The organism is Mesorhizobium sp. M0960 (assembly GCF_040319055.1).
In the GTDB taxonomy this organism is placed as follows: Bacteria; Pseudomonadota; Alphaproteobacteria; order Rhizobiales; family Rhizobiaceae; genus Mesorhizobium.
The window spans coordinates 58012-78339 of the sequence record NZ_JAMYNN010000002.1; the positions used below are offsets into that span (position 1 = coordinate 58012).

Sequence of the window (20328 nt, forward strand, 5' to 3'; positions counted from 1 at the left end):
CCGCCTCGCCTTCGCCGTGTTTGTTGGTATCCTTAGAGCGACGTGCAGCCCGCTGAATGCACGAAGTATGCGCTAAGATTTTGGGTCTTCGCATCGTGCTTCCCGAAAAATCGACTTTTCGGGTCCATGCGATAGACTCGTGAGGTCCGGGCTATCCCGCCCGGCCAGGAAGGGCCGATGACGCAACGACCCATCTTCACCAGCGATCGCAGCCTGGCCGGGCGCCTTGCCTTGAGCCGGCTGGCGACGCAGGTGTCAATAATCGTCGAGCGCGGCTGGCCGTTGCTGCTGCCGCTGATCATCGTCGCCAGCCTGTTTCTCAGTATCTCGTGGCTCGGTCTGTTCCCGCTTTTGCCCGATTTGGCGCGAATCGGTCTCATCACGGCATTCGGCGTCGCAGCGCTTGCCGCACTCTATCCATTGCGTTTCTTCCGCACGCCATCCAGTGTCGAGGTCGACCGCCGCATCGAGGCGGCCAACCGGTTGCTGCACAGCCCGGTGCAGGTCCAGACCGATCGCCCGAGCGGCAAGGAAAGCATTTTTTCGCGAGCCCTGTGGCGCGAGCATCAGCGGCGCATGGCCGACCGGCTGGGCGAGCTTGGCGGCGACGTGCCGCGCACGCGCGTCCCCGAGCATGACCCGTGGGCGTTGCGCGCCGTTGCGGCGCTTTTGTTGGTCACCGCCTTTGCCTTCTCCTTCGGGCCGTCGGGCGGCAAGCTGACTGACGGGTTTGTTGCCCGTGCCGCGCGCGACGTCGTGCCGCCGCGCATTGATGCCTGGGTGACGCCACCGGCCTATACCGGCAGGCCACCAGTATTCCTCAACGCCCCTGTCCTTGCCAACAATGCCAATCAAGCGGCGCCGACCTTCACCGTTCCGGAAGGCAGCGACGTGTCGCTGCGCGTCACGGGCGGTTCGGGCGAGGAAACGCTGAACTACGCCGACGCCGGCGGCAACACCCGCGCCATCGATCCGACCGGGCCGCAAGCCAAGCCAGAGGCAAATACTGCAACGCCTTCCACCGTGCGCCAGTTCAGCGGCAAGTTGACGGCCGACGGCATGCTGACGCTGCAATCCGGCGACGGCGAGCTCGGCCGCTGGGCCTTCGCCATAATCCCCGACAAGCCGCCGCAGATCCGCTTTGTCGGTGAGCCGAAACGCGCCGTCAACGGCGCCTTCGAGCTCAACTACCAGATCGACGACGACTATGGCGCGGCCTCCGCCAAGGCGGTTTTCGCATTGGCCGATCCGCAGGTGCCCAACGCGCATCCGCTCTATGGCCCGCCGGATATGCCGCTGACGTTGCCGCGCCGCGGCGGCAAGGCCAATGCCGCCAAAACGACGAAGGATCTGACCGACCATGTCTGGGCCGGTGGCAACGTCAAGCTGTCGCTTGTCGCCACCGACGGCGCCGGACACACGGCGACCAGCGAAACCAAGACGCTGGTGATGCCGGAGCGGCCATTCTCCAACCCCTTGGCGCGGGCCGTGGTCGAGCAGCGCCGCATGCTGGCGCTCGACGCCTATGCCAAGGACCGCGTCCTCGACCTGATGGATGCGATCACGCTCAGGCCCGAAGACACGTTCGACAATATGGCGCACTACCTCGCCATCATGAGCGCCCGCACCCGGCTGAAGATGGCCGACAGCGACGACCAGTTGCGCGACGAGGTCGCTTACCTCTGGGAGATCGCGCTCGGCATCGAGGAAGGCAATCTGTCGGCGGCGGAGAAGCGGCTGCGCCAGGCGCAGCAGGCGCTGCAGGATGCGATCAAGAACGGCGCTAGCGACCAAGAGATCGAGAAGGCGATGAAGGAACTGCGCGAGGCGATGAACCAGTTCCTGCAGGAATTCGCGGCGCGGGCGCAGCAGAATCCGAATGCGCCACAGATGCAGCAAAACGGCCAGGAACTGCGCCAGAGCGACATCGACCGCATGATGGACCAAATCGAGAACCTGGCGAAATCCGGCAATCGCGACCAGGCGCAGCAATTGCTGTCGGAGCTGCAGGACATGATGAACAATCTGCAGGCAGGCCGCCAGCAGCAAGGCGGCCAGCAGGACAGCGAGATGCGCCAGCAGATGGACAAGCTGGGCGAGATCATGCGGCGCCAGCAGGAGATGATGAACGACACCTTCCGTATGGACCAGATGCAGCGCGGCCAGCAACAGCGCGGGCAGAACCGCGACGAGCAACTCGGCGAGAACGGTGAGCAAGGCCCGATGGGCGAAGAGGGCAAGCCCAGCCCGGGCGACGACCGCGATCCGCTCGGCCGGCCGAAGCCGATGACGCCGCAGGAATTTGCCGATGCGCTGAAGCAATTGCAGGAAGGCCAGGGCAAGCTGCAGAGCGAGCTCGATCAATTGAGGAAGGGCCTCGAAGGCATGGGCCTCGACCCCAATGAGGGGTTTGGCGAAGCCGGCAAATCCATGGGCAATGCCGAACAGGCGCTCGGCGAGGGCGAGGGCGACCAAGCCGTCGGCCACCAGGGCCGCGCATTGGAAGCCTTGCGCAGGGGCGCCAAGGATATGATGAAGCAATTGCAAGCGATGCAAGGCGACCAGGGCGGCAACGGGCAGGGCGGACGCCAGCAGAATGCCGACCGTGACCCGCTCGGGCGGCCCCGCACCAGCGAGGGTCCCGATGACGGAAGTTCGGTGAGAGTGCCTGACGAGATCGACGTGCAGCGCGCGCGCCAGATCCTCGAGGCAATCCGCAAGCGGCTCGGCAACGCGCTCAGCCCCGATATCGAGCGCAGCTATCTGGAGCGGTTGCTGGAGCTGAAGTAAGGCTGCACTCTACATTTTTGGAAGATCGCCGTGCGCGGTCCTCCGTGGTGGCAGCTATCGCCGGACCGAGCGACGTGTTTAACGGTTGGTGAACGCCTCGCGGATCGCCTCTTCCATGCCGTCGATCGCCTCGCCGGAAGCGTTCGGATTGCGCCGCAGCACTACGTTCGAGGAATCGATGTCGCCGAAGCCGTCGGCGGCCGTAAGTTCGCGGCAGCCGGCCGGAATGTTGCTGCGCGAGATCGGCGCAATCGCCAGCCCGGAGGTGACGGCGAGCCGCAGGCCGCCATTGGTATCGCTGGTGTAGGCGACACGATAGGCGAGACCGCGCTGTTCCAGCGACTTTATCGCGAAATCCTTGCACCAGCCGGCGCGGTTGTAGAGCGCGATCGGCACCGGCCGGTCCTCATGCATGTGATGCAGCTCCGACGTCACCCATACGGTCGGATCATGCATCAGCACCTCACCGCCCGAGAGATCCTGCCATTCGAACACCACCGCCAGATCGAGCTCGCCGGCGGCGAGCGCCGCGATCTGCGCACCGGAATGCGCGTAGCGGACGGTGATGTCGACCTGAGGATGGCGCTTGGCAAAGGCACCGAGCGCGCGCGACAGGATCGCGTGGCCATATTCCTCCGGGATACCGATGCGCACCGGCCCGCCAAGCGGCGCCGCGACCATCGATGCCGCCGTCTCGTCGAGCAGCGAAACGATGCGCCTGGCGTTGGCGATGAGCTCGCCGCCGCGCCGCGTCAGCGCCACACCACGCGAGCCGCGCTCGAACAGGCTGTCGCCGACCATGCTTTCGAGCTTCTTCATCTGCATCGAGACCGCCGACTGGGTGCGGCCGGCCCGCTCCGCCGCCTTGGTGAAATTGCCGGTGTCGGCGACCGCGACGAAGGTGCGCAAGAGGTCGCTGTCGAGATTGGGTCGCATGTGCCCGCCATAAGAAAATCTGATTGCTGGCATCATTCCAATTCGTTTGCAACATGTCAAACGGCGGACGATAGTCGCCTCACCCATTGGATATGCGGCCGCGAAATCGGCCGCGGACCAATCAAAAGTCCTCACTCGTACCCGCTGCCCGAAACGGTGGCGGGTTCTTTTTACCCGGATGCAGGCCTGCTTCCGGCCGGCGCGCAGGAGACCGGAGCGCCCATGCAGAATCGGCTTGTGCTCGGCATCCTCAGCCTCTGTCTCGGCGTGTTGGTCTTTTCACTGCAGGACCCGCTGGTCAAGGCGGTGTCGAGCCGCTATCCCGTCACCGAGGTGATGGCGATCCGCTCGATCGTCGCCCTGCCGATCCTGGTTTTCCTCGTCCACGCCGACGTCGGATTGCAGGCGATCCAGTCGAAGCGGTTCGGCATGTTGACGATGCGCGCCTTCATCCAGTTCACCTCCTACACGGCCTACTATCTGGCAATCGCCGCCCTGCCGCTGGCCGACGCGGTGGCGCTCTATTTCATGGCGCCACTGTTCATCATGGCGCTGGCCGGCCCGTATCTCGGCGAACGCGTGTCCTGGCAGGCGCTCGCCACCGTCCTGGTCGGCATGCTCGGCGTGCTGGTGATGGCGCGCCCGGGTGCCGGCGTGTTCGACTGGGCGGCGCTGCTGTCGCTAGGCTCGGCTCTGCTCTACGGTTTTTCGCAACTGATGGCACGCAAGATCGGCGACACCGAATCCTCGACCGTTATGGCGTTTTACCAGAACGGCGCCTATCTGGCCGGTGCTGCCCTGGTGGCGGGGCTGTTTTGGCTGGCAGACATCGACCATGCCGTGCATCCGAGCCTCGAATTCCTAGTCCGGCCATGGGTCTGGCCGACGACGCCGGATCTGCTGAAGATGGGGGCATGCGGCTTCGTTGCCTCGGCCGGCATGATCCTGTTGTCGCAGGCCTACCGGTTGGCGCCCGCCAACAGCGTCGCCACCTTCGAATACACCGGTATCATCTGGTCGCCGCTATGGGGTTTTCTGTTCTTTGCCGAAGTGCCGCGACCGGCGACGGCGGCCGGCGCAGCCCTCATCATCGGCGCCGGCCTGTTTGCGCTCAATGCCAGCCGGCGCCGGAGCGGCGCGCCAGCCATCGCTGCGACCTGCGACCCTGCGTGAAGGCGGTCGGCCTTGGGCTTTAGGCGAAACAGGCGAGCGCCTGTTCGACGCGGGCGCGAATTTCAGCCAGCGTGAACGGCTTTTGCACGACATCGAGAATAACGCCGTCCAATTCCTCGGCGCGCTCGCGCTGATCGGCAAAGCCGGTCATCAGCATGATCTTCATCGCCGGGAACAGCGCCGCTGCCGCCTTGGCCATCTCGATGCCGTCCATCTCCGGCATGCGGATGTCGGACAGCACAAGGTCGTAGCCCCCTTGCGCCGCCCGGATCAGAGAAAGACCGTGCGCGCCGTCGGCGGCAATAGTGACATTATGCCCGGCGCGTTCGAGCGCACGGGCGGCGAGGGTGCGGACGGATTCATCGTCCTCGACGATCAAGAGCTTTGCCATGGGCAGGATATTTGGCGAGGAAAAGTTGATGTTTCCTGAAGGCGCTGAGTGTCGATGAGGCCTTTTCAGAATTCGCTCCGGCGAGTCAGATGGCGTGGTTTTCGAGAACCGGAGCGGAGCGGACGTTCGAGTCCGGGAGCTTCGCGCTTGATCCCGAACTCGGTTTCGATTTCGGAAAGCATCATGCGCAAAATCAAAAGTGCTACAGCGTCCTTTGCGCGTCCAAAGGACGCGCTGCGCTGCAGGAAGCGCAGAACACTGCGTCAGGTGGCCGCCGGAGTAGAATTATCAAAAAGGCCTCAAGCGTCGCCCTTGACCATGCCGACGAACGGCAATTCGCGAAACGCGTGGGCGACGTCCATGCCATAACCGACGACGAAATAATCGGGGCAGTCGAAGCCGACATAGTCGGCGTTGAGCGTGGTCTGGCGGCGCATGCGCTTGTCGAGCAGCACGGCGATGGCACAGCTCCTCGCGCCGCGCGACAGCATGAGGTCGCGGGTGAAGCTCAGCGTCTTGCCGGATTCGAGAATGTCGTCGATGAGAAGCACATCGCGGCCGGCGACCTCGTTGTCGATGTCGCGCAGCACCCTCACCTCACCGCTGGTTGTCCCGGCGCCATAGCTCGAGATGAAGATGAACTCGACCTCCGGCGACAGGCCGACATCGTGCATGGCACGGATAAGATCGGCGGCGAAGATGAATGATCCCTTCAGCACCGAGATTACCAGAAGGTCGTGGTAGTCGTGCCCGGCGATCTCCTTGGCAAGTTCCAGATTCCGCCGCGCGATGGCGGACGCCGAAAACAGGACTTCGATGTCCTTGCCGCGCACAACTGGCATTGGCCGCCTTTCCAGAAATGATCGCCTTGTAGGCGAAGCTGACCGAAAACGGTCTTCAACCCCGTTTCTAGGCATGTCGAGCCGTCTGGCAAGGCCAAATCTTTGGCAGGGCGCCGCGAACGGTCTCCAGCGCGTCGCGAATCGTTTATCTGGTGACCTGTTGATTTTCTGGTGCCGTTCTAACGAACCAGCGCATGGCCGCCCGAAATCCAGAAGGCGGCAAAGGCGGCACCGACGCCGGCAATCCAGAAGATCGGCCCACCGTGCACCCACAACGGCCGTTCGACGGCGGTTTCGGGCTTGCGCAACATGTCCATGCCTTCGATCGAAGGCGTAGAAATCATGCGCGCAGGCGGCGGTGCAAAGTCTGGACTCGTAAAATGGCGGGGCAGCACCTCATAATCGGCATCGATGACGTCGGCGGTCACGTCGCGCATGATGCGTTCCGGCTCGGCGGCCGGATCGGTCATGATTTCGCCGGAAACCGGGCGCGCGGTTCGATCGTCAGCCATCGTGGCCCAACACTACGGCACCTGTTCGCTGTTCGTTTCTTTTGGGTAAACGGAAATGGTTAACGCTTCCCCACCGGAACCCCTGTGACTCGTTTGAAAAGCCCCCAAATTAACCGTCGGTTAACCATGCCGGCCGATGGTCTTTCCACAGAAAGGGCTGGCATCTTGCCGCCGAGAATTTCAGGTCGTCGAAAGTGATCCGCTTCGAAAATGTCGGCCTCCGCTATGGCATGGGTCCGGAGATCCTCCGCGACATCTCCTTGCACATTCCGGAGCGCTCCTTTCAGTTCCTGAGCGGACCTTCAGGCGCCGGCAAGACGACGTTGCTGCGGCTTCTGTTCATGTCGCTGAAGCCGACGCGCGGCCTGATCACCATCTTCGGCAAGGACCGCTCGCGCATCTCGCGCACCGAATTGCCGCATCTGAGACGCCGCATCGGCGTGGTGTTCCAGGATTTTCGCCTGCTCGACCATATGACCACCTACGAGAACGTGGCCTTGCCGCTGCGCGTGCGCGGCCGCGAGGAGGCGACCTACCGCACCGACGTCACCGAGCTGCTGAAATGGGTCGGCCTCGGCGAACGCATGCATGTGCTGCCGCCGGTGCTGTCAGGCGGCGAGAAACAGCGCGCAGCGATCGCCCGGGCGTTGATCGAGCAGCCCGAGATCCTGCTCGCCGACGAGCCGACGGGCAATGTCGATCCACCACTGGCGCGACGCCTGCTGCGGCTGTTCATCGAGCTCAACCGGCTGGGCACTGCCGTGGTGATCGCCACGCACGACCTCGGCCTGATGGAACAGGTCGACGCACGGCGCATGATCCTGGCCGGCGGAAGGCTGGACATCTATGACTGAGCTCTCCGTCGAACATTTCGAGGGTCACGACGCCGCGGCGGCCAAGCCCCGCGTCCAGCGCAAGATGGCGCCGATCGTGCCGGCGCAGAACATCGCCGGCCGGGCGCTGGTGCTGGTCATCGCCATCATGACGTTTCTGTCCTGCCTGACGTTTGGCGCAGTCACGCTGGTGCGTGACACCGCCTCGGTCTGGGAGAACCAGATCTCGCGCGAGGCGACCATCCAGATCAAGCCGGTCGACGGCCTCGACATGGAGGCCGCACTTGCGCTGGCCTCGCAGATCGCCGGCGAATTCCCCGGCGTGAAAAGCGCCAGGATCGTCGACCGCGAAGCGACGGCCCGGCTGCTCGAGCCTTGGTTGGGCTCGGGCCTGAACATCGATGAGCTGCCGGTGCCGCGTCTGATCATCATCACCATCGACGAGAACAGTCCGCCCGATTTCGCCGCACTGCGCGCGGCGATCACGCCGAAGCTGCCGAGTGCCTCGCTCGACGATCATCGCACCTGGGTCGACCGGCTGGTTGCCATGGCCCGCACCACGGTAACGATCGGTATCGCAGTGCTGGCACTGATGCTGTCGGCGACGGTGCTGACCGTGGTATTCGCGACGCGCGGCGCCATGGCCGGCAACGGCCACATCATCGAGGTGCTGCATTTCGTCGGCGCCGAGGCGCGCTTCATCGCGCGCGAATTCCGCCGGCATTTTCTGGTCACCGGCATGAAGGGCGCCGCGGCGGGCGGCGCCGCGGCAATCCTCGTCTTCATCGTCTTCTCCTGGTGGTCGTCACGCAACATGGCAACGCCGCAGGCCGACCAGGCGACCGCCCTGTTCGGCAATTTCGCCATCGGCTCGGCGGGTTATCTCGGGGTCGCTGTCATGGTGCTGGTGATCGGCGCGCTGACCGCGGCAACCTCCCATTTCACCGTGGTTACCTATCTCAGCGACATCGACATTCGCCAGCCGGACGCCGGCTAAAGGAAAGATCGATCACGGATGAAAACGCATCGTCACGAAAATTGCATTTTTTTCCTACCAAAGGCCGTATTTCGGGGTTAACCATTTCATGATGGACGTTCGGGACTCGACCGATACCGCTGGGTGCATGCCAGTGCTGGTTGCGCGTCCGCATGAATTCGCCGGGCCTGATGAATTTGCCAAGCCGGATCAGTTCGCCAAACACGGGCGGCTGCTGGCAGCCCGCTCCTTGCGACTTTCGGCCCTCGTTCTGCTCGCCCTTGTGGCGCTGTTTGTCGCCGGCTTCGGCTGGTTCGCCAACACCGTCAGCCGTCTGACGACGCCCGCCGATCCGGCAAGGGCCGACGCTATCATCGTGCTGACCGGCGGTCAGTCGCGCCTCGACGCCGCGATGGGCCTGCTTGCGTCCGGCAAGGGCGAGCGGCTTCTGATCAGCGGCGTCCATCCTTCCGCCAGCCGCCGCCAGCTTCAAGCCGCGACCGGCGGCGACAAGAGGCTGTTTTCCTGCTGCGTAGACATCGACCGCGCCGCGCTCGACACGATCGGCAATGCCGAGGAAAGCGCCAAATGGGTCGAGGACCATGCCTACGGCACGGTCATCCTCGTCACCAACAATTATCACATGCCGCGCAGCCTGCTGGAAATGGGCCGGCTGCTACGCGGCGCCAGGCTTGAACCCTATCCGGTGGTCAACACCAACCTCGGGAATGGCGGCTGGCTGACCAAGCCGGAAGCGCTGCGCGTGCTGTTCACCGAATACAGCAAATACCTGCTGGCGCTGGCGCGTGGCATCATGCCGGTGAAGCAACCGCCCAACAGCGTCACGCTGGCCGACGCCGCGGGCGGAAACTGAACGGCACCGGCAGTTTTTATTCCCTGGCTGTTGCACCCGAGCGCAAGCGCGCGATCTCCTGCTCGAGCCGTTCTATACGCCTGTCGCGTTCGGCCAGAGCCGCCGCCACATCGGCCGCTTCGAAACGCTGCGGGATGTGCTGTGAGCAATTGGAATCCCAGGCAGAAACGGTAAACAGGATGACCTGTTCGGGTCGCGCTTTGTAGTCTTGCGGCACCAGCTTTGCCATCAGTTCGGCATCGCCCTCGACGACCTGCGCTGTGCCCCAGATCTTGATGCGCTGCCGGTGGGCATAATCGATGAGGAACAGGAAAGCCTGTGGGTTGTCGCTGAGATTGCCTTGGGTGATGAACTGCCTGTTGCCGGAAAAATCGGCAAAGCCGATCGTCCGTTCGTCGAGCACCTTGAGGAAACCGGCAGGCCCGCCGCGATGCTGGATGTAAGGCTGCCCGTCAGCATTGGCGGTCGACAGGAAGACGCTGGTCTGCGCCTCGATGAAGGCGGCGAGATCGGGCGTGATTGCCGCCTGCCAGCCACCACGCTCCTCAACACGGGCATAGGCCTGGCGCGAGCCCTTGCGGGCTTGGATCGCCTTCACCGTCGGTGTGAAGGCAACATCGCTGGTGTGAGCGTTCATGAAGACCCTCCTCAACTGCCGAGCTACGCTGCATTACTCACCGAAAAGTAGATACTTCCATCTTCGAGAAGCAGATGCCATATCTGCGATGCGTCCTTCCATTCTTCGGAAGGGCCAATTTTTTCGGGAAAGCTATGGATCGCCTCCACTCCATGTCGCTTTTCGTTGCCGCGGCGGAGACAGGCAGCCTTTCGGCTGCCGGGCGTCGCTTCGGCATTCCGCTGACGACGGTCAGCCGCAAGGTTTCGGACCTGGAAAGGCACCTGAAGACACGGCTGTTGAACCGCTCGGCGCGGCAGCTGTCGCTGACCGATGCCGGCCACGCCTATCTCGCCGCCTGTCGTCGCATTCTCGACGAGGTCGGCGAGGCCGAGCGAATAGCCGCCGGCGAGTACAGCGCCCCGACCGGCGAACTGATCGTCACCGCGCCGATCGTCTTCGGCCGCCTGCATGTGCTGCCGGTCGTCACCGCCTTTCTCGCCGCCTACCCCGACGTAAGTGTGCGGCTGACACTCGCCGACCGGATAACCCAGTTGGTCGAAGAGCACATCGATCTCGCCATCCGCATCGGCGCCCTTGCCGATTCGAGCCTGGTCGCCATCCGCCTCGGTTCGATCCGCCGCGTCGTTTGCGCGAGCCCGGCCTATCTCGCCGAGCACGGCACGCCGAAAAAGCCGCAGGAGCTTGCGGCACACAGTGCGATCACCTTCGAAGGGCTCAACGCCTCCGCCTGGAGTTTCGCCACCGGCAAGGCCGAATTCACCGTACCGGTCCGCTCCAGGTTACGGGTCAACACCGCTGAGGCGGCAATCGATGCGGCGATTGCTGGCGTCGGCGTGACGAGGCTGCTTTCCTACCAGATCGCCGCCGCGGTTCGGTCGGGTACGCTGCGCCCCGTGCTGCAGGAGTTCGAGCCCGAACCATGGCCGGTGAGCCTCGTCCATGCCGGCCAGGGCCTGCTGCCGGTGAAGCTGCGCGCGTTCCTCGACTTCGCCGCCCCACGCCTGAAGCAGCGCCTGCTGCAGGCGGCGTGGCAGGCGTGACGAAAGACGGCCTACCGCAAAACCGGGCCGATCGCCCGCCTCGCACCGTTTCCTTTTTGCCGGCGCTTGGTGTAACCAACGCACACCTCCTCACCGGGCACTTGCTGTATGCTCTATTTCCGCTCGCTGGCGTTCAATCTCGCCTTTTACCTCAATCTGATCGTCCAGATGATCCTCTGGACCCCGTATTATTTCCTGTCGCCGCGCCACCGCGCCTGGTTCGTGCCGAAATTCTGGTCGCGCACCAGCATGTGGCTCTACGACAAGATCGCCGGCACCAGAAGCGAGATCACCGGCCAGGAGAACCTGCCTGAAGGCTCCTTCATCCTGGCGCCGAAGCACCAGTCCTTCTGGGACACGATCGCTTTCCTGCCGTTCCTCGACGATCCCGTTTACATATTGAAGCGGGAGCTGACCTGGATCCCGTTCTTCGGCTGGTACATCTTGAAGATGCGGATGATTCCGGTCGACCGCGGCAGCCGCTCGAAGGCATTGAAGATGGTGATCGCCGCGACCAAAGAGGAATTGGCGCGCAATCCCCGCCAGCTCATCATCTATCCCGAGGGCACGCGCCGGGCGCCGGGCGACGAGCCGGTCTACAAATACGGCATCGTCGAACTCTACGCGCAACTTGGCATTCCGGTGGTGCCGGTCGCTCACGTCGCCGGCCTCTATTGGCCGCGCCGCAAATTCCTGCGCTATCCCGGCACGATCAAGGCGCGCTTCCTGTCGCCGATCCCGCCCGGCCTCGGCAAGGACGAATTCATGCAACGGCTGATCGGCGAGACGGAGGCCGCCTGCGACCAGCTCCTCGTCGAGGCGTCGCAAACGCCGAACCCGCCGCCGATGCCGCCGACTGCGGTGAAAAGGCTTGGTGAGCTGGACGCGAAACCTGAATTGAAAGGCTGAGCCAACGGCCTCAGATGCCACAAGGGCTCACGGCAGGGCAGCCAGGGCGGCTGTTGCAACCAGCGTCACGGCAAACACCAGATTGATGATCCGCGAAGCCAGCGGTTTGCGCAGCAAACGTGCAAAGGCTGCGCCGGCGAGAAGCCACAAGAGATGAATGGCAACGATCATCAAGGTGAGAACCCCCAGCTTGGCTGAAATACCGAGACCGCCGGCGCCGGAAGACGCGCTGGCGAACACGGCGGCAATCGCCACATAGGCTTTCGGGTTGGCAACAGCCAGAAGAAACCCGCCAAGGAAAGTGGGAAGCGCCGCTCCACGGACGCGTGCCGTCAGTGGCGGCGCCGTCGCTATCTTGAACGCCAGGTAAAGGATGTAGGCTGCCGAGGCGACCGCCAGCAGCGCCGCGAGCTTCGGCAACGCGGCGAGAACGGCCATGATGCCCGTCGCCACCACCACGAGCACGAGGATCGTGCCAACAACGATCCCCGAGGCATAGCGGAGCGAATCCCGCAGGCCGAACGCGGCGCCGACCGCGGTGACGCTTATCGTCGCCGGCCCCGGGCTGCCCATGACGATGGCCGATGCCAGCACAAGCGCCAGCAATTGCTGCCATAGCTGCTGATCGAGAAGAACCTGTCCGGCCATGCGGCGTCCCTGCATCCTGTGACGATGTAGGACGGTAGGCAAGGCAGCGGTGCGGGTCTTGAACGATCGTGCGCGGCTATGCGCTGGCCTTGTCGAGCTCGGCGATATCGTCCGGACTGAGCTGCAACGACGCCGCACGCACCAGGCTGTCGAGCTGGCCGAGCGTCGTCGCGCTGGCGATCGGAGCGGTGACGCCGGGGCGCGCCATGACCCAGGCCAGCGCCGCTTCCGCCGGCTTGGCCGAATGTCTGGCCGACACGGCGTCGAGCGCTGAGAGAATGCGCATGCCACGCGCGTTGAGATACCCTTTCACACCGCCGCCGCGCGGGCTTTTGCCGAGATCGGCTTCGCTGCGGTACTTGCCGCTCAAAAACCCTTTGGCGAGGCTGAAATAGGTGATGACGCCGATGTCCTCGGCCACGCACAGATCACGCAGCGGACCATCGAAGAACGAGCGGTCGTAGAGGTTGTATTCCGGCTGCAGCACCTCGTAGCGCGGCAGGCCGCGCAGGCTTGCTACGTCGAGTGCGGCGCGCAATTGGGCGGCGTCGAGGTTGGAAGCGCCGGCATAGCGGATTTTGCCCTTGTCGAGCAGTTTCTGGTAAGCACCGAGCGTTTCCTCATACGGGGTCGCAGGGTCGGGCCAGTGCGACAGATAGAGATCGACGGTATCGACCTGCAGCCGCTTCAGCGAGGCATCAATGGCCTTTTCGATATAGGCGGCGGACAGATCCCTTTTGCCCTGCCCCATGTCCGAACCGACCTTGGTGATGACGACAACCCTGTCGCGGTTGCCGCGGCTCTTCATCCATTTGCCGATGATGGTTTCGGATTCGCCGCCCTGGTGGCCGGCAATCCAGCGCGAATAGGAATCGGCCGTGTCGATGGCGTTGAGACCGGCGTCGACAAAGCGGTCGAGCAAGTCGAACGAGGTTTTCTCACCGGCGGTCCAGCCGAACACATTGCCGCCCAGAACCAATGGCGCGATGGATAGGTCGGTGCGACCGAGACGACGTTTCTGCAAGGCTGATCTCCATGGTGATTCATGCTGAGGCGGGTGGGAGCCGCCGACCGGGCTAACCTATGTCGCGCCATGGCAACGTCAAACGCATAGCCTCTTTTCCAACCCGCTGGCGCTTCACAAAACCGCGACCCGCCGCGCCGTGTCCGGCTTCCAAACCAGCCCCTCTGAGGAAATTGGCAAGTTTAGCACATAGATTGTCAAATCTGCCAATTCTGGCCTTTGCCGGCCGGCCATAAGTTCCGCGGCGCCGACGCAAATTTCGGCACGGTCTGGCCAAGCCCAGACGGTTTGCCCCGGATCGTTTGTTATGGAGACCGGCATGAAGGCAATTGTATTTGACGCCATCGGCTCGCCGCGCGACGTGCTCTACGTTGACGACCTGCCGATGCCGCGGATCGGCGATGGCGAGGTGCTGGTCAGGATGGTCTCGGCCTCGATCAATCCGGGCGACTTCCTGTTTATCCAGAACCTCTATCCCGAACCGAAGAAGCCGCATTTTCCCCAGCAGATCGCGGGAAACCATGGCGCCGGCATCGTCGAAGCCGTTGGCGCGAACGTTTTGCTGGAACCGGGCACGCTCGTCGCGTTCAGCTATTATGGCAGTTGGGCCGAGTACGCGGCCATTCCCGCCGAATGGCTGATCCCGTTGCCTGCCGGCTATCCGGTCGAACGCGCCGGGCAGATGGTGAACCCCATTACCGCGTGGGATCTGATGGTGGATTCCCGTGTGCGGCCTGGCCAGTGGCTGGCTGTCACGGCCGGCTATTCGTCGATTTCGACAATGGTGATGCAGTTCGCCCAACGACGCGGCATCAACGTGATCGCGCTGGTGCGGCGCTCGCACCAAAGCTTCGATCTGAAGACGCTTGGCGTCGCCGCCATTCTTGACCTTTCGGACTTGAAGGCAAGTATCCGGGAAGCCGTGATGGATATCACCGGTGGCGCCGGATTGAACGGGATTATCGACAATGTCGGCGGACCTGTCAGCGGCGAATTGATCCGCACCCTGGCGCTCGGCGGGCAGATGGTGATCAATGGCGGCATGAGTGCCGAGCGCTTCGAACTTCACAATTTCGATGTGTTGCTGAGCGGCGTCGAGATCAGGGCGAATATCTATCGCTACTTCTTTTCGCCGCCGGTCGAAGCCGAACGACCTGTGCTACGCGAGATCATCGACATCTTCGGCCAGCCCGGCTTCCACGTTCCTGTCGGCGGTCTCCGCCCGTTGACCGAGTTCAAGCTCGCCGTGGCAAACAGTCTGGATCGCGCCGATCTTGGCAAACAGATTTTCAGGATGTAGCCCGGACCACGACGCCGCAAGCATCATGGTCAACGACCAAAGAAGCTACGTCGCGACCCGTCTTGTCACCTCTTCCAGCCAGCGATCGCTTATACCCAGTGCTTCGAGGTGCTCCAGCGTGCTGAGCACGTAATCCTCATTCCTCCCCGACTGGCCGACGGCGCCGCGAACGACGGCTGCTGCCTCGGCGGCGTCGAGCGCACCGGCATATTGCTCATGGCTGCGGTCCACGACATAGGCGATGGCTTCGACCGTCTCGCCCCCATCCGTTTCACGCTTGTCGAGGCGAACGCTGAGCACACGCTCGAGATAGACGTTGGTGACCAGCTCGCGTTCGCGCAGATAGGTGATGACCTCGTTGCGCAGCTCGCCTGGAACCCGGAACGCCAGCCCGATGCAGGAGCCGCCGCGGTCGAGGCCGAGCACCAGGCCCGGCCGTTCGCGCGAGCCGCGATGCACGAAAGAATAGACGCAGAGCGAACGGCGATAGCCATGCAGGCGGGCACGCCGCGTCTCGACATGTGCGAATCCCGGCCGCCAGATCAGTGAGCCGTAGCCAAAAACCCAAAAATCGCCCATATCGCCAAGCCTGATTGTGACGAACCACCCCACCGGTGGTGTTTCAGTCCGTCTACCTGTTGTTGCCGAAAGCGACAGCCCGCCCGTGTCACCCGCGTTAACGAAAGCCGCAGCATGACGTCAAGTGACGAGCGCCCGCCGCCCAGCCAACGTCGCCGCCTGTTGTGGCTTGCCGCTTTCATCCTCGTGCTGTTCGGCATCTACAGCGCCGGCTGGTTCTACCTGGCGGATCTGGTCGAGAGCGCAACCGAAAAGGCGGTCGCCGATCTCGACGACAAAGGCATCAAGGCCGACTGCGCCAATCTCGCGGTCAGCGGCTATCCCTTCACCTTCACCCTTTCCTGCGACAGTCTGGCTTACGAGGACGACAGCCGCAACGTCGCTGCATCGACAGGCAAAATCAACGCCGCCACGCAGATCACGCGGCTTCTGTCGCCTGCCGCCGAGTTCAGGGGGCCGCTCAGGACCTCTGTTCCCGGCATGACGCCGCTGTGGATCGACTGGGATGATTTGCAAGCCGACATGAAGCTGTCCTGGCCGCTGCCGAGGCGCCTCTCGCTGCAGGCAGAAGGCCTGTCCGGCCAGACCGATCCGGCGGACGACACCGATCCCGTCTCGCTGTTCAGCGCCGGAACCGCCACCGGACAATTGCGCCCAAACGGCCCGGACATCGACTATGCCGGCAATTTCACCGATCTCGAAATCGACGCAGAGGCCATCGGCGGGCGCGTCTTGCCACCGCTCGACGGCAGCGGCGACGTGACATTGAAGAACGGCGTGACGCTGATCAAGGCAAGTCCGAAGAGCCTGCGCGGCCAGGCGGCCGAAATCCACGAGCTCGATCTGTCGTCCGGAACCGCGCGCATCACCGTTTCCGGACCGCTGTCGATCGATGACGACGGTCTCATAAATGCCGACCTGATGATCAAGCTCACTGATCCGAAGGCCGTGGCGGCAATCCTCGCCACCGCCATCCCCGAGCAGAAGAAAGAAATCCAGACCGGCTTCGCCGGACTGGCGCTGCTCGGCAACGCACCGTCGATGCCGCTGAAGATCGTCAAGGGCAAGGCCTCGCTCGGCTTCATCCCGCTCGGCAAGATCAAGCCGCTCGACTAGAGCATTCCAGGAAAAGTGTGAACGGTTTTCCGTCCGGAATTGCGTCAAACAAAAAGATAGACCGGTTCGGCGTTTTCCGTGAAACGATGAACCGTTCTGGGGCGGCACGGCCTGCGATCGGCTTGCCGCGGCTTATCCCTTCGGCGGGTGTTCGACTGCCTGGCGGCCGAAATCCGGTACGTCGATGTCCTGGCCGGCCTCGATGATCGAGCGGCGGACAGCGCGGGTGCGGGTGAACAGGTCGAACAGCTTTTCGCCGTCGCCCCAGCGGATCGCCCGCTGCAGCGAGGACAGATCTTCCGAGAACCGCGCCAGCATTTCGAGGATGGCGTCCTTGTTGTGCAGGCAGACGTCGCGCCACATGGTCGGGTCGGACGCCGCGAGACGGGTGAAGTCGCGAAAGCCGGAAGCCGAGTATTTGATGACCTCGGACTTGGTCACCGACTCCAGATCGTCGGCGGTACCGACGATGTTATAGGCGATGATGTGCGGCAGGTGCGAAACGATGGCCAGCGTCATGTCGTGATGCTGGGGGTCCATCGTGTCGATGTTGGAGCCGCAGCGGCGCCAGAATTCCGAGAGCTTTTCCAGCGCCACGGGATCGGTGCCGGCCAGCGGCGTGAAAATGCACCAGCGGTTCTCGAACAGTTCGGCAAAACCGGCATCCGGTCCCGATTTTTCGGTGCCGGCCAAAGGATGGCCGGGGATGAAGTGCACGCCATCAGGCACATGCGGCTGCATCTGCGCGATCACCGATGCCTTGGTCGAGCCGACATCGGTGAGGATGGCGCCCTTCTTCAGCGCCGGTGCGATCTCCTGGGCGACCGTGCCTGAAGAGCCGACCGGCACCGAAACGATGACCAGATCGGCATCGCGAACCGCTTCTTTCGCATCTGTCGTGTAGGTGTCGCCAAGGCCGAGTTGGCTCGCCCGCTCCAGCGTCGCTTCGCTGCGCGTCGAAATGGCGACTTGGCCGGCAAGTCCCTCGCGGCGGATGACGCGGGCCAGCGACGAACCGATCAGGCCGATGCCGACCAGCGCGATCTTTTCGAACATCGGTGAGGTCATGGTGCCCTAGCTTTTCAGGAATGTCGCGAGTGCTGCGACAACGCCGCGATTAGCCTCTTCGGTGCCGATGCTCATGCGCAGCGCGTTGGGAAAACCGTAGCCGGAAACGCGCCGCAATATGTAGCCGCGCGCACTGAGGTAGTCGTCGGCGGCCGCCGCCGAATGCTTTTTGTCCTCGGGAAAGTGGATCAGGATGAAATTGCCGACGCTCGGGGTCACCCGCAGCCCGAGCCCGGTCAATTGCTCGCTCAGCCAGGCCAGCCAGGTCTCGTTATGCGCGACGCTGCGCTCGATATGAGCCCGGTCGCGGATCGCCGCGATGCCTGCCTCGATCGCCGTCGCATTGACGTTGAAGGGCCCGCGCACGCGGTTGATCGCGTCGATGACGTGCGTTGGCGCATAGATCCAGCCGATCCGCGCGCCACCGAGGCCCAATTTCGAGAAAGTGCGGGTCATGACTACGTTTTCCGCGCTGCCCACCAACTCGACGCCAGCTTCATAGTCGTTGCGCCGGACATATTCGGCGTAGGCGGCATCCAGCACCAGAAGCACGTTTCGCGGCAGGCCCGCATGCAGGCGGCGCACCTCCTGGAATGGCACGTAAGTGCCGGTCGGGTTGTTCGGATTGGCAAGGAAGATGATCCTGGTACGCGGCGTCACCGCGGCGAGGATCGCATCGATGTCGGCGCGTTCATCAGTCTCCTTGACCGTTACCGGGACGGCACCGGCCGACTGGATGTAGATCTTGTAGACCATGAAGCCGTGTTCGGTGATGATGGCTTCATCGCCGGGCGCGAGGTAGGTCTGCGCAAGCAGGCCCAGGATCTCGTCGGAACCGTTGGAGCAGACGATGTTCGCCGGATTGAGCCCGTGCACGTCGGCGATCGCCTCCCGCAGGCGCCTGGCGCTGCCGTCGGGATAGACCGCGAGCTTGTCGGCGACCGCGCGCGCGGCCTCTATCGCCTTTGGCGAAGGACCGAGCGGGTTCTCGTTCGCCGACAGTTTGTGGACTTTGACGACACCTTCAGGCGCCGCGCTCTTGCCGGGCACATAGGCTTCGATGTCCATGATGCCGGCGCGGGGCGTTGGACGTGTCTGATCCGGTGTCTGGCTCATTCCATGAAATCCGTCGAGGAAGCCTCCATCCGGAAGCCGCAGCGGAAATACAAGCCGTGGCCCGGAATGTCGAGGGGCGGCAATTCGGGATCAATAACTTGCCGTTGACGAAGCCATGCGTCAGTCCTAGAAGAGCAGCGACAGTTCCGTGGTGATTTGGCCGGTCGGCTTGCAGCCACGTTAAACAACTTGCTAAAGGGCCGTTTGCATCTTGTAACCGGCTTTGCGAAGGCATGGCCGGTTTTTTGTTGCCCTGACTGGTTGTTGCCCGAACCGGCGGACAACTGAAGGCCGGGCAAGGAGATGTGATGGTCGCTTTGCGCGCGCGAAAAACCAACAACGAGGCCGACCAGCCGTCGAGCCCGGTGTTGCGTTTCGGCGCCGACAAGCCGCTCAAGCTCGACGCCGGCACGCTGCTGTCGCCGTTCCAGATCGCCTACCAGACCTATGGCACGCTCAACGACGCGCGCTCCAACGCCATCCTCGTCTGCCATGCGCTGACCGGTGACCAGCATGTCGCCAACACCAATCCGGTGACCGGCAAGCCGGGCTGGTGGGAAGTGCTGATCGGCCCCGGCAAGATCATCGATACCGACCGTTTCTTCGTCATCTCGTCCAACGTCATCGGCGGCTGCCTCGGTTCCACCGGCCCCGCCTCGACAAATCCCGCAACCGCCAAGCCTTACGGGCTCGACCTGCCGATCATCACCATCCGCGACATGGTGCGGGCGCAGCTGATGCTGGTCGAGCATTTCGGCATCGAACAGCTGTTCAGCGTGCTGGGCGGCTCGATGGGCGGCATGCAGGTGCTGCAATGGGCCTCCAGCTATCCCGAGCGCGTCTTCTCGGCCCTGCCGATCGCCACCGGCGCCCGCCATTCCTCGCAGAACATCGCTTTCCACGAGGTCGGCAGGCAAGCGGTGATGGCCGACCCCGACTGGCATGGCGGCAAATATTTCGAGCACGGCAAGCGACCGGAAAAGGGGCTGGCGGTGGCGCGCATGGCCGCCCACATCACTTATCTGTCGGAAGCAGCGCTGCACCGCAAGTTCGGCCGCAACCTGCAGGACCGCGAAGCGTTGACCTTCGGCTTCGATGCCGACTTCCAGATCGAGAGCTATCTGCGCCATCAGGGCATGACCTTCGTCGATCGCTTCGATGCCAACTCCTATCTCTACATGACCCGGGCGATGGACTATTTCGATCTCGCCGCCGACCATGGCGGCCGGCTGGCCGATGCCTTCGCCGGCACCAAGACCCGTTTTTGCCTGGTCTCCTTCACCAGCGACTGGCTGTTCCCGACCGAGGAGAGCCGCTCGGTCGTTCACGCGCTGAACGCGGCCGGCGCCTCGGTATCGTTCGTCGAAATCGAGACCGACCGCGGCCACGACGCCTTCCTGCTCGACGAGCCGGACCTGTTCGCCGCCATCAAAGGCTTCATCGCCTCGGCGGCCCGGGCTAGAGGGCTCGGCGCATGACCTCGAAAAGTTGCACGCTTTTCGGATCAGGACCATGTGCCAGGCATCAGCGCATGACCCTGAAAAGTTGCAGACTTTTCGGA

The 20328-nt window shown here is 63.4% G+C and carries 20 protein-coding genes and 1 riboswitch; of the genes, 10 read left to right on the forward strand and 10 right to left on the reverse strand.

Going from position 1 to position 20328, the window contains the following annotated elements; translation table 11 throughout:
* The first annotated feature begins 177 nt into the window (after positions 1-177).
* Positions 178-2790 carry a TIGR02302 family protein gene (locus NKH63_RS05250; protein WP_352591128.1) on the forward strand — a complete coding sequence of 871 codons (2613 nt, stop codon included), beginning with the start codon at positions 178-180 and terminating at the stop codon, positions 2788-2790.
* Between the two features lie 78 nt (positions 2791-2868).
* Here NKH63_RS05250 and NKH63_RS05255 read toward each other — a convergent pair whose 3' ends face one another.
* Positions 2869-3726 carry a LysR substrate-binding domain-containing protein gene (locus NKH63_RS05255; RefSeq protein WP_023721091.1) on the reverse strand — a complete coding sequence of 286 codons (858 nt, stop codon included), beginning with the start codon at positions 3724-3726 and terminating at the stop codon, positions 2869-2871.
* A 222-nt stretch (positions 3727-3948) separates the two neighbouring features.
* Between NKH63_RS05255 and NKH63_RS05260 the strand changes: the two genes are divergently transcribed.
* Entirely contained in the window at positions 3949-4899 is a 951-nt protein-coding gene (locus NKH63_RS05260) for a DMT family transporter (protein ID WP_352895395.1), read from the forward strand.
* Between the two features lie 19 nt (positions 4900-4918).
* Here the strand turns inward: NKH63_RS05260 and NKH63_RS05265 are convergent, their stop codons facing one another.
* The 3 genes from NKH63_RS05265 to NKH63_RS05275 form a co-directional block, all read right to left on the reverse strand.
* A complete protein-coding gene (locus NKH63_RS05265; RefSeq protein ID WP_023721093.1) occupies positions 4919-5290 on the reverse strand; it encodes a response regulator in 372 nt (123 codons plus the stop codon).
* Positions 5291-5589: 299 nt separating this feature from the next.
* Positions 5590-6132 (reverse strand): hypoxanthine phosphoribosyltransferase, encoded by a 543-nt coding sequence (gene hpt / locus NKH63_RS05270; RefSeq protein WP_023721145.1) that lies wholly within the window; start codon positions 6130-6132, stop codon positions 5590-5592.
* A gap of 179 nt (positions 6133-6311) precedes the next feature.
* Positions 6312-6644: a hypothetical protein gene (locus NKH63_RS05275; RefSeq protein WP_352895396.1), complete on the reverse strand. Its 333-nt coding sequence runs from the start codon at positions 6642-6644 to the stop codon at positions 6312-6314.
* A gap of 194 nt (positions 6645-6838) precedes the next feature.
* On the opposite strand from NKH63_RS05275, the gene ftsE reads away from it, so the two are divergent.
* From ftsE to NKH63_RS05290, 3 genes are all read left to right on the forward strand, one after another.
* Positions 6839-7498 (forward strand): cell division ATP-binding protein FtsE, encoded by a 660-nt coding sequence (gene ftsE, locus NKH63_RS05280; RefSeq protein ID WP_023677923.1) that lies wholly within the window; start codon positions 6839-6841, stop codon positions 7496-7498.
* A complete protein-coding gene (locus NKH63_RS05285) occupies positions 7491-8474 on the forward strand; it encodes a cell division protein FtsX (protein ID WP_352495619.1) in 984 nt (327 codons plus the stop codon). The genes ftsE and NKH63_RS05285 overlap by 8 nt, the downstream gene beginning before the upstream one ends.
* Positions 8475-8562: 88 nt before the next feature.
* Entirely contained in the window at positions 8563-9327 is a 765-nt protein-coding gene (locus NKH63_RS05290; RefSeq protein ID WP_352789542.1) for a YdcF family protein, read from the forward strand.
* 16 nt (positions 9328-9343) lie between these two features.
* Here NKH63_RS05290 and NKH63_RS05295 read toward each other — a convergent pair whose 3' ends face one another.
* Positions 9344-9964, reverse strand: coding sequence for a pyridoxamine 5'-phosphate oxidase family protein (locus tag NKH63_RS05295; RefSeq protein ID WP_352483511.1), 621 nt, complete (start codon positions 9962-9964; stop codon positions 9344-9346).
* A 134-nt stretch (positions 9965-10098) separates the two neighbouring features.
* Between NKH63_RS05295 and NKH63_RS05300 the strand changes: the two genes are divergently transcribed.
* Positions 10099-11007, forward strand: coding sequence for a LysR family transcriptional regulator (locus tag NKH63_RS05300; protein WP_352483510.1), 909 nt, complete (start codon positions 10099-10101; stop codon positions 11005-11007).
* Positions 11008-11115: 108 nt separating this feature from the next.
* Positions 11116-11916: a lysophospholipid acyltransferase family protein gene (locus NKH63_RS05305; RefSeq protein WP_352917667.1), complete on the forward strand. Its 801-nt coding sequence runs from the start codon at positions 11116-11118 to the stop codon at positions 11914-11916.
* A gap of 27 nt (positions 11917-11943) precedes the next feature.
* On the opposite strand, the gene NKH63_RS05310 is transcribed toward NKH63_RS05305, so the two are convergent.
* Together NKH63_RS05310 and NKH63_RS05315 are read right to left on the reverse strand one after the other, a co-directional pair.
* Entirely contained in the window at positions 11944-12564 is a 621-nt protein-coding gene (locus NKH63_RS05310) for a LysE family translocator (protein ID WP_352917668.1), read from the reverse strand.
* Positions 12565-12640: 76 nt separating this feature from the next.
* Positions 12641-13588, reverse strand: coding sequence for an aldo/keto reductase (locus tag NKH63_RS05315; protein WP_352917669.1), 948 nt, complete (start codon positions 13586-13588; stop codon positions 12641-12643).
* Between the two features lie 319 nt (positions 13589-13907).
* Between NKH63_RS05315 and NKH63_RS05320 the strand changes: the two genes are divergently transcribed.
* On the forward strand, positions 13908-14888 hold the full coding sequence (locus NKH63_RS05320) for a quinone oxidoreductase family protein (RefSeq protein WP_352917670.1): 981 nt from the start codon (positions 13908-13910) through the stop codon (positions 14886-14888).
* A gap of 45 nt (positions 14889-14933) precedes the next feature.
* On the opposite strand, the gene NKH63_RS05325 is transcribed toward NKH63_RS05320, so the two are convergent.
* Positions 14934-15467 (reverse strand): gamma-glutamylcyclotransferase, encoded by a 534-nt coding sequence (locus NKH63_RS05325; protein ID WP_352483506.1) that lies wholly within the window; start codon positions 15465-15467, stop codon positions 14934-14936.
* A 114-nt stretch (positions 15468-15581) separates the two neighbouring features.
* On the opposite strand from NKH63_RS05325, the gene NKH63_RS05330 reads away from it, so the two are divergent.
* On the forward strand, positions 15582-16583 hold the full coding sequence (locus NKH63_RS05330; RefSeq protein WP_352917671.1) for a DUF2125 domain-containing protein: 1002 nt from the start codon (positions 15582-15584) through the stop codon (positions 16581-16583).
* Positions 16584-16715: 132 nt separating this feature from the next.
* Here NKH63_RS05330 and NKH63_RS05335 read toward each other — a convergent pair whose 3' ends face one another.
* Positions 16716-17651 carry a prephenate/arogenate dehydrogenase family protein gene (locus tag NKH63_RS05335; RefSeq protein ID WP_352483504.1) on the reverse strand — a complete coding sequence of 312 codons (936 nt, stop codon included), beginning with the start codon at positions 17649-17651 and terminating at the stop codon, positions 16716-16718.
* Between the two features lie 6 nt (positions 17652-17657).
* The gene (gene hisC / locus NKH63_RS05340; protein ID WP_352917672.1) at positions 17658-18767 is read right to left on the reverse strand and encodes a histidinol-phosphate transaminase; all 1110 of its coding nucleotides are present in this window, start codon (positions 18765-18767) and stop codon (positions 17658-17660) included.
* 138 nt (positions 18768-18905) lie between these two features.
* A riboswitch (SAM riboswitch) is annotated at positions 18906-18983 on the forward strand.
* Positions 18984-19075: 92 nt separating this feature from the next.
* Between hisC and metX the strand changes: the two genes are divergently transcribed.
* Positions 19076-20245, forward strand: coding sequence for a homoserine O-acetyltransferase MetX (gene metX, locus NKH63_RS05345; RefSeq protein WP_352917673.1), 1170 nt, complete (start codon positions 19076-19078; stop codon positions 20243-20245).
* The last annotated feature ends 83 nt before the right edge of the window (positions 20246-20328 follow it).

What these genes read in the sequence shown, in the direction of transcription:
- NKH63_RS05250 (WP_352591128.1), top strand. Translation starts at nt 178, where the DNA reads ATGACGCAACGACCCATCTTCACCAGCGATCGCAGCCTGGCCGGGCGC.
- NKH63_RS05255 (WP_023721091.1), bottom strand. Translation starts at nt 3,726, where the DNA reads ATGCGACCCAATCTCGACAGCGACCTCTTGCGCACCTTCGTCGCGGTC.
- NKH63_RS05260 (WP_352895395.1), top strand. Translation starts at nt 3,949, where the DNA reads ATGCAGAATCGGCTTGTGCTCGGCATCCTCAGCCTCTGTCTCGGCGTG.
- NKH63_RS05265 (WP_023721093.1), bottom strand. Translation starts at nt 5,290, where the DNA reads ATGGCAAAGCTCTTGATCGTCGAGGACGATGAATCCGTCCGCACCCTC.
- hpt (WP_023721145.1), bottom strand. Translation starts at nt 6,132, where the DNA reads ATGCCAGTTGTGCGCGGCAAGGACATCGAAGTCCTGTTTTCGGCGTCC.
- NKH63_RS05275 (WP_352895396.1), bottom strand. Translation starts at nt 6,644, where the DNA reads ATGGCTGACGATCGAACCGCGCGCCCGGTTTCCGGCGAAATCATGACC.
- NKH63_RS05285 (WP_352495619.1), top strand. Translation starts at nt 7,491, where the DNA reads ATGACTGAGCTCTCCGTCGAACATTTCGAGGGTCACGACGCCGCGGCG.
- NKH63_RS05290 (WP_352789542.1), top strand. Translation starts at nt 8,563, where the DNA reads ATGATGGACGTTCGGGACTCGACCGATACCGCTGGGTGCATGCCAGTG.
- NKH63_RS05295 (WP_352483511.1), bottom strand. Translation starts at nt 9,964, where the DNA reads ATGAACGCTCACACCAGCGATGTTGCCTTCACACCGACGGTGAAGGCG.
- NKH63_RS05300 (WP_352483510.1), top strand. Translation starts at nt 10,099, where the DNA reads ATGGATCGCCTCCACTCCATGTCGCTTTTCGTTGCCGCGGCGGAGACA.
- NKH63_RS05305 (WP_352917667.1), top strand. Translation starts at nt 11,116, where the DNA reads ATGCTCTATTTCCGCTCGCTGGCGTTCAATCTCGCCTTTTACCTCAAT.
- NKH63_RS05310 (WP_352917668.1), bottom strand. Translation starts at nt 12,564, where the DNA reads ATGGCCGGACAGGTTCTTCTCGATCAGCAGCTATGGCAGCAATTGCTG.
- NKH63_RS05320 (WP_352917670.1), top strand. Translation starts at nt 13,908, where the DNA reads ATGAAGGCAATTGTATTTGACGCCATCGGCTCGCCGCGCGACGTGCTC.
- NKH63_RS05325 (WP_352483506.1), bottom strand. Translation starts at nt 15,467, where the DNA reads ATGGGCGATTTTTGGGTTTTTGGCTACGGCTCACTGATCTGGCGGCCG.
- NKH63_RS05330 (WP_352917671.1), top strand. Translation starts at nt 15,582, where the DNA reads ATGACGTCAAGTGACGAGCGCCCGCCGCCCAGCCAACGTCGCCGCCTG.
- NKH63_RS05335 (WP_352483504.1), bottom strand. Translation starts at nt 17,651, where the DNA reads ATGACCTCACCGATGTTCGAAAAGATCGCGCTGGTCGGCATCGGCCTG.
- hisC (WP_352917672.1), bottom strand. Translation starts at nt 18,767, where the DNA reads ATGAGCCAGACACCGGATCAGACACGTCCAACGCCCCGCGCCGGCATC.
- metX (WP_352917673.1), top strand. Translation starts at nt 19,076, where the DNA reads ATGGTCGCTTTGCGCGCGCGAAAAACCAACAACGAGGCCGACCAGCCG.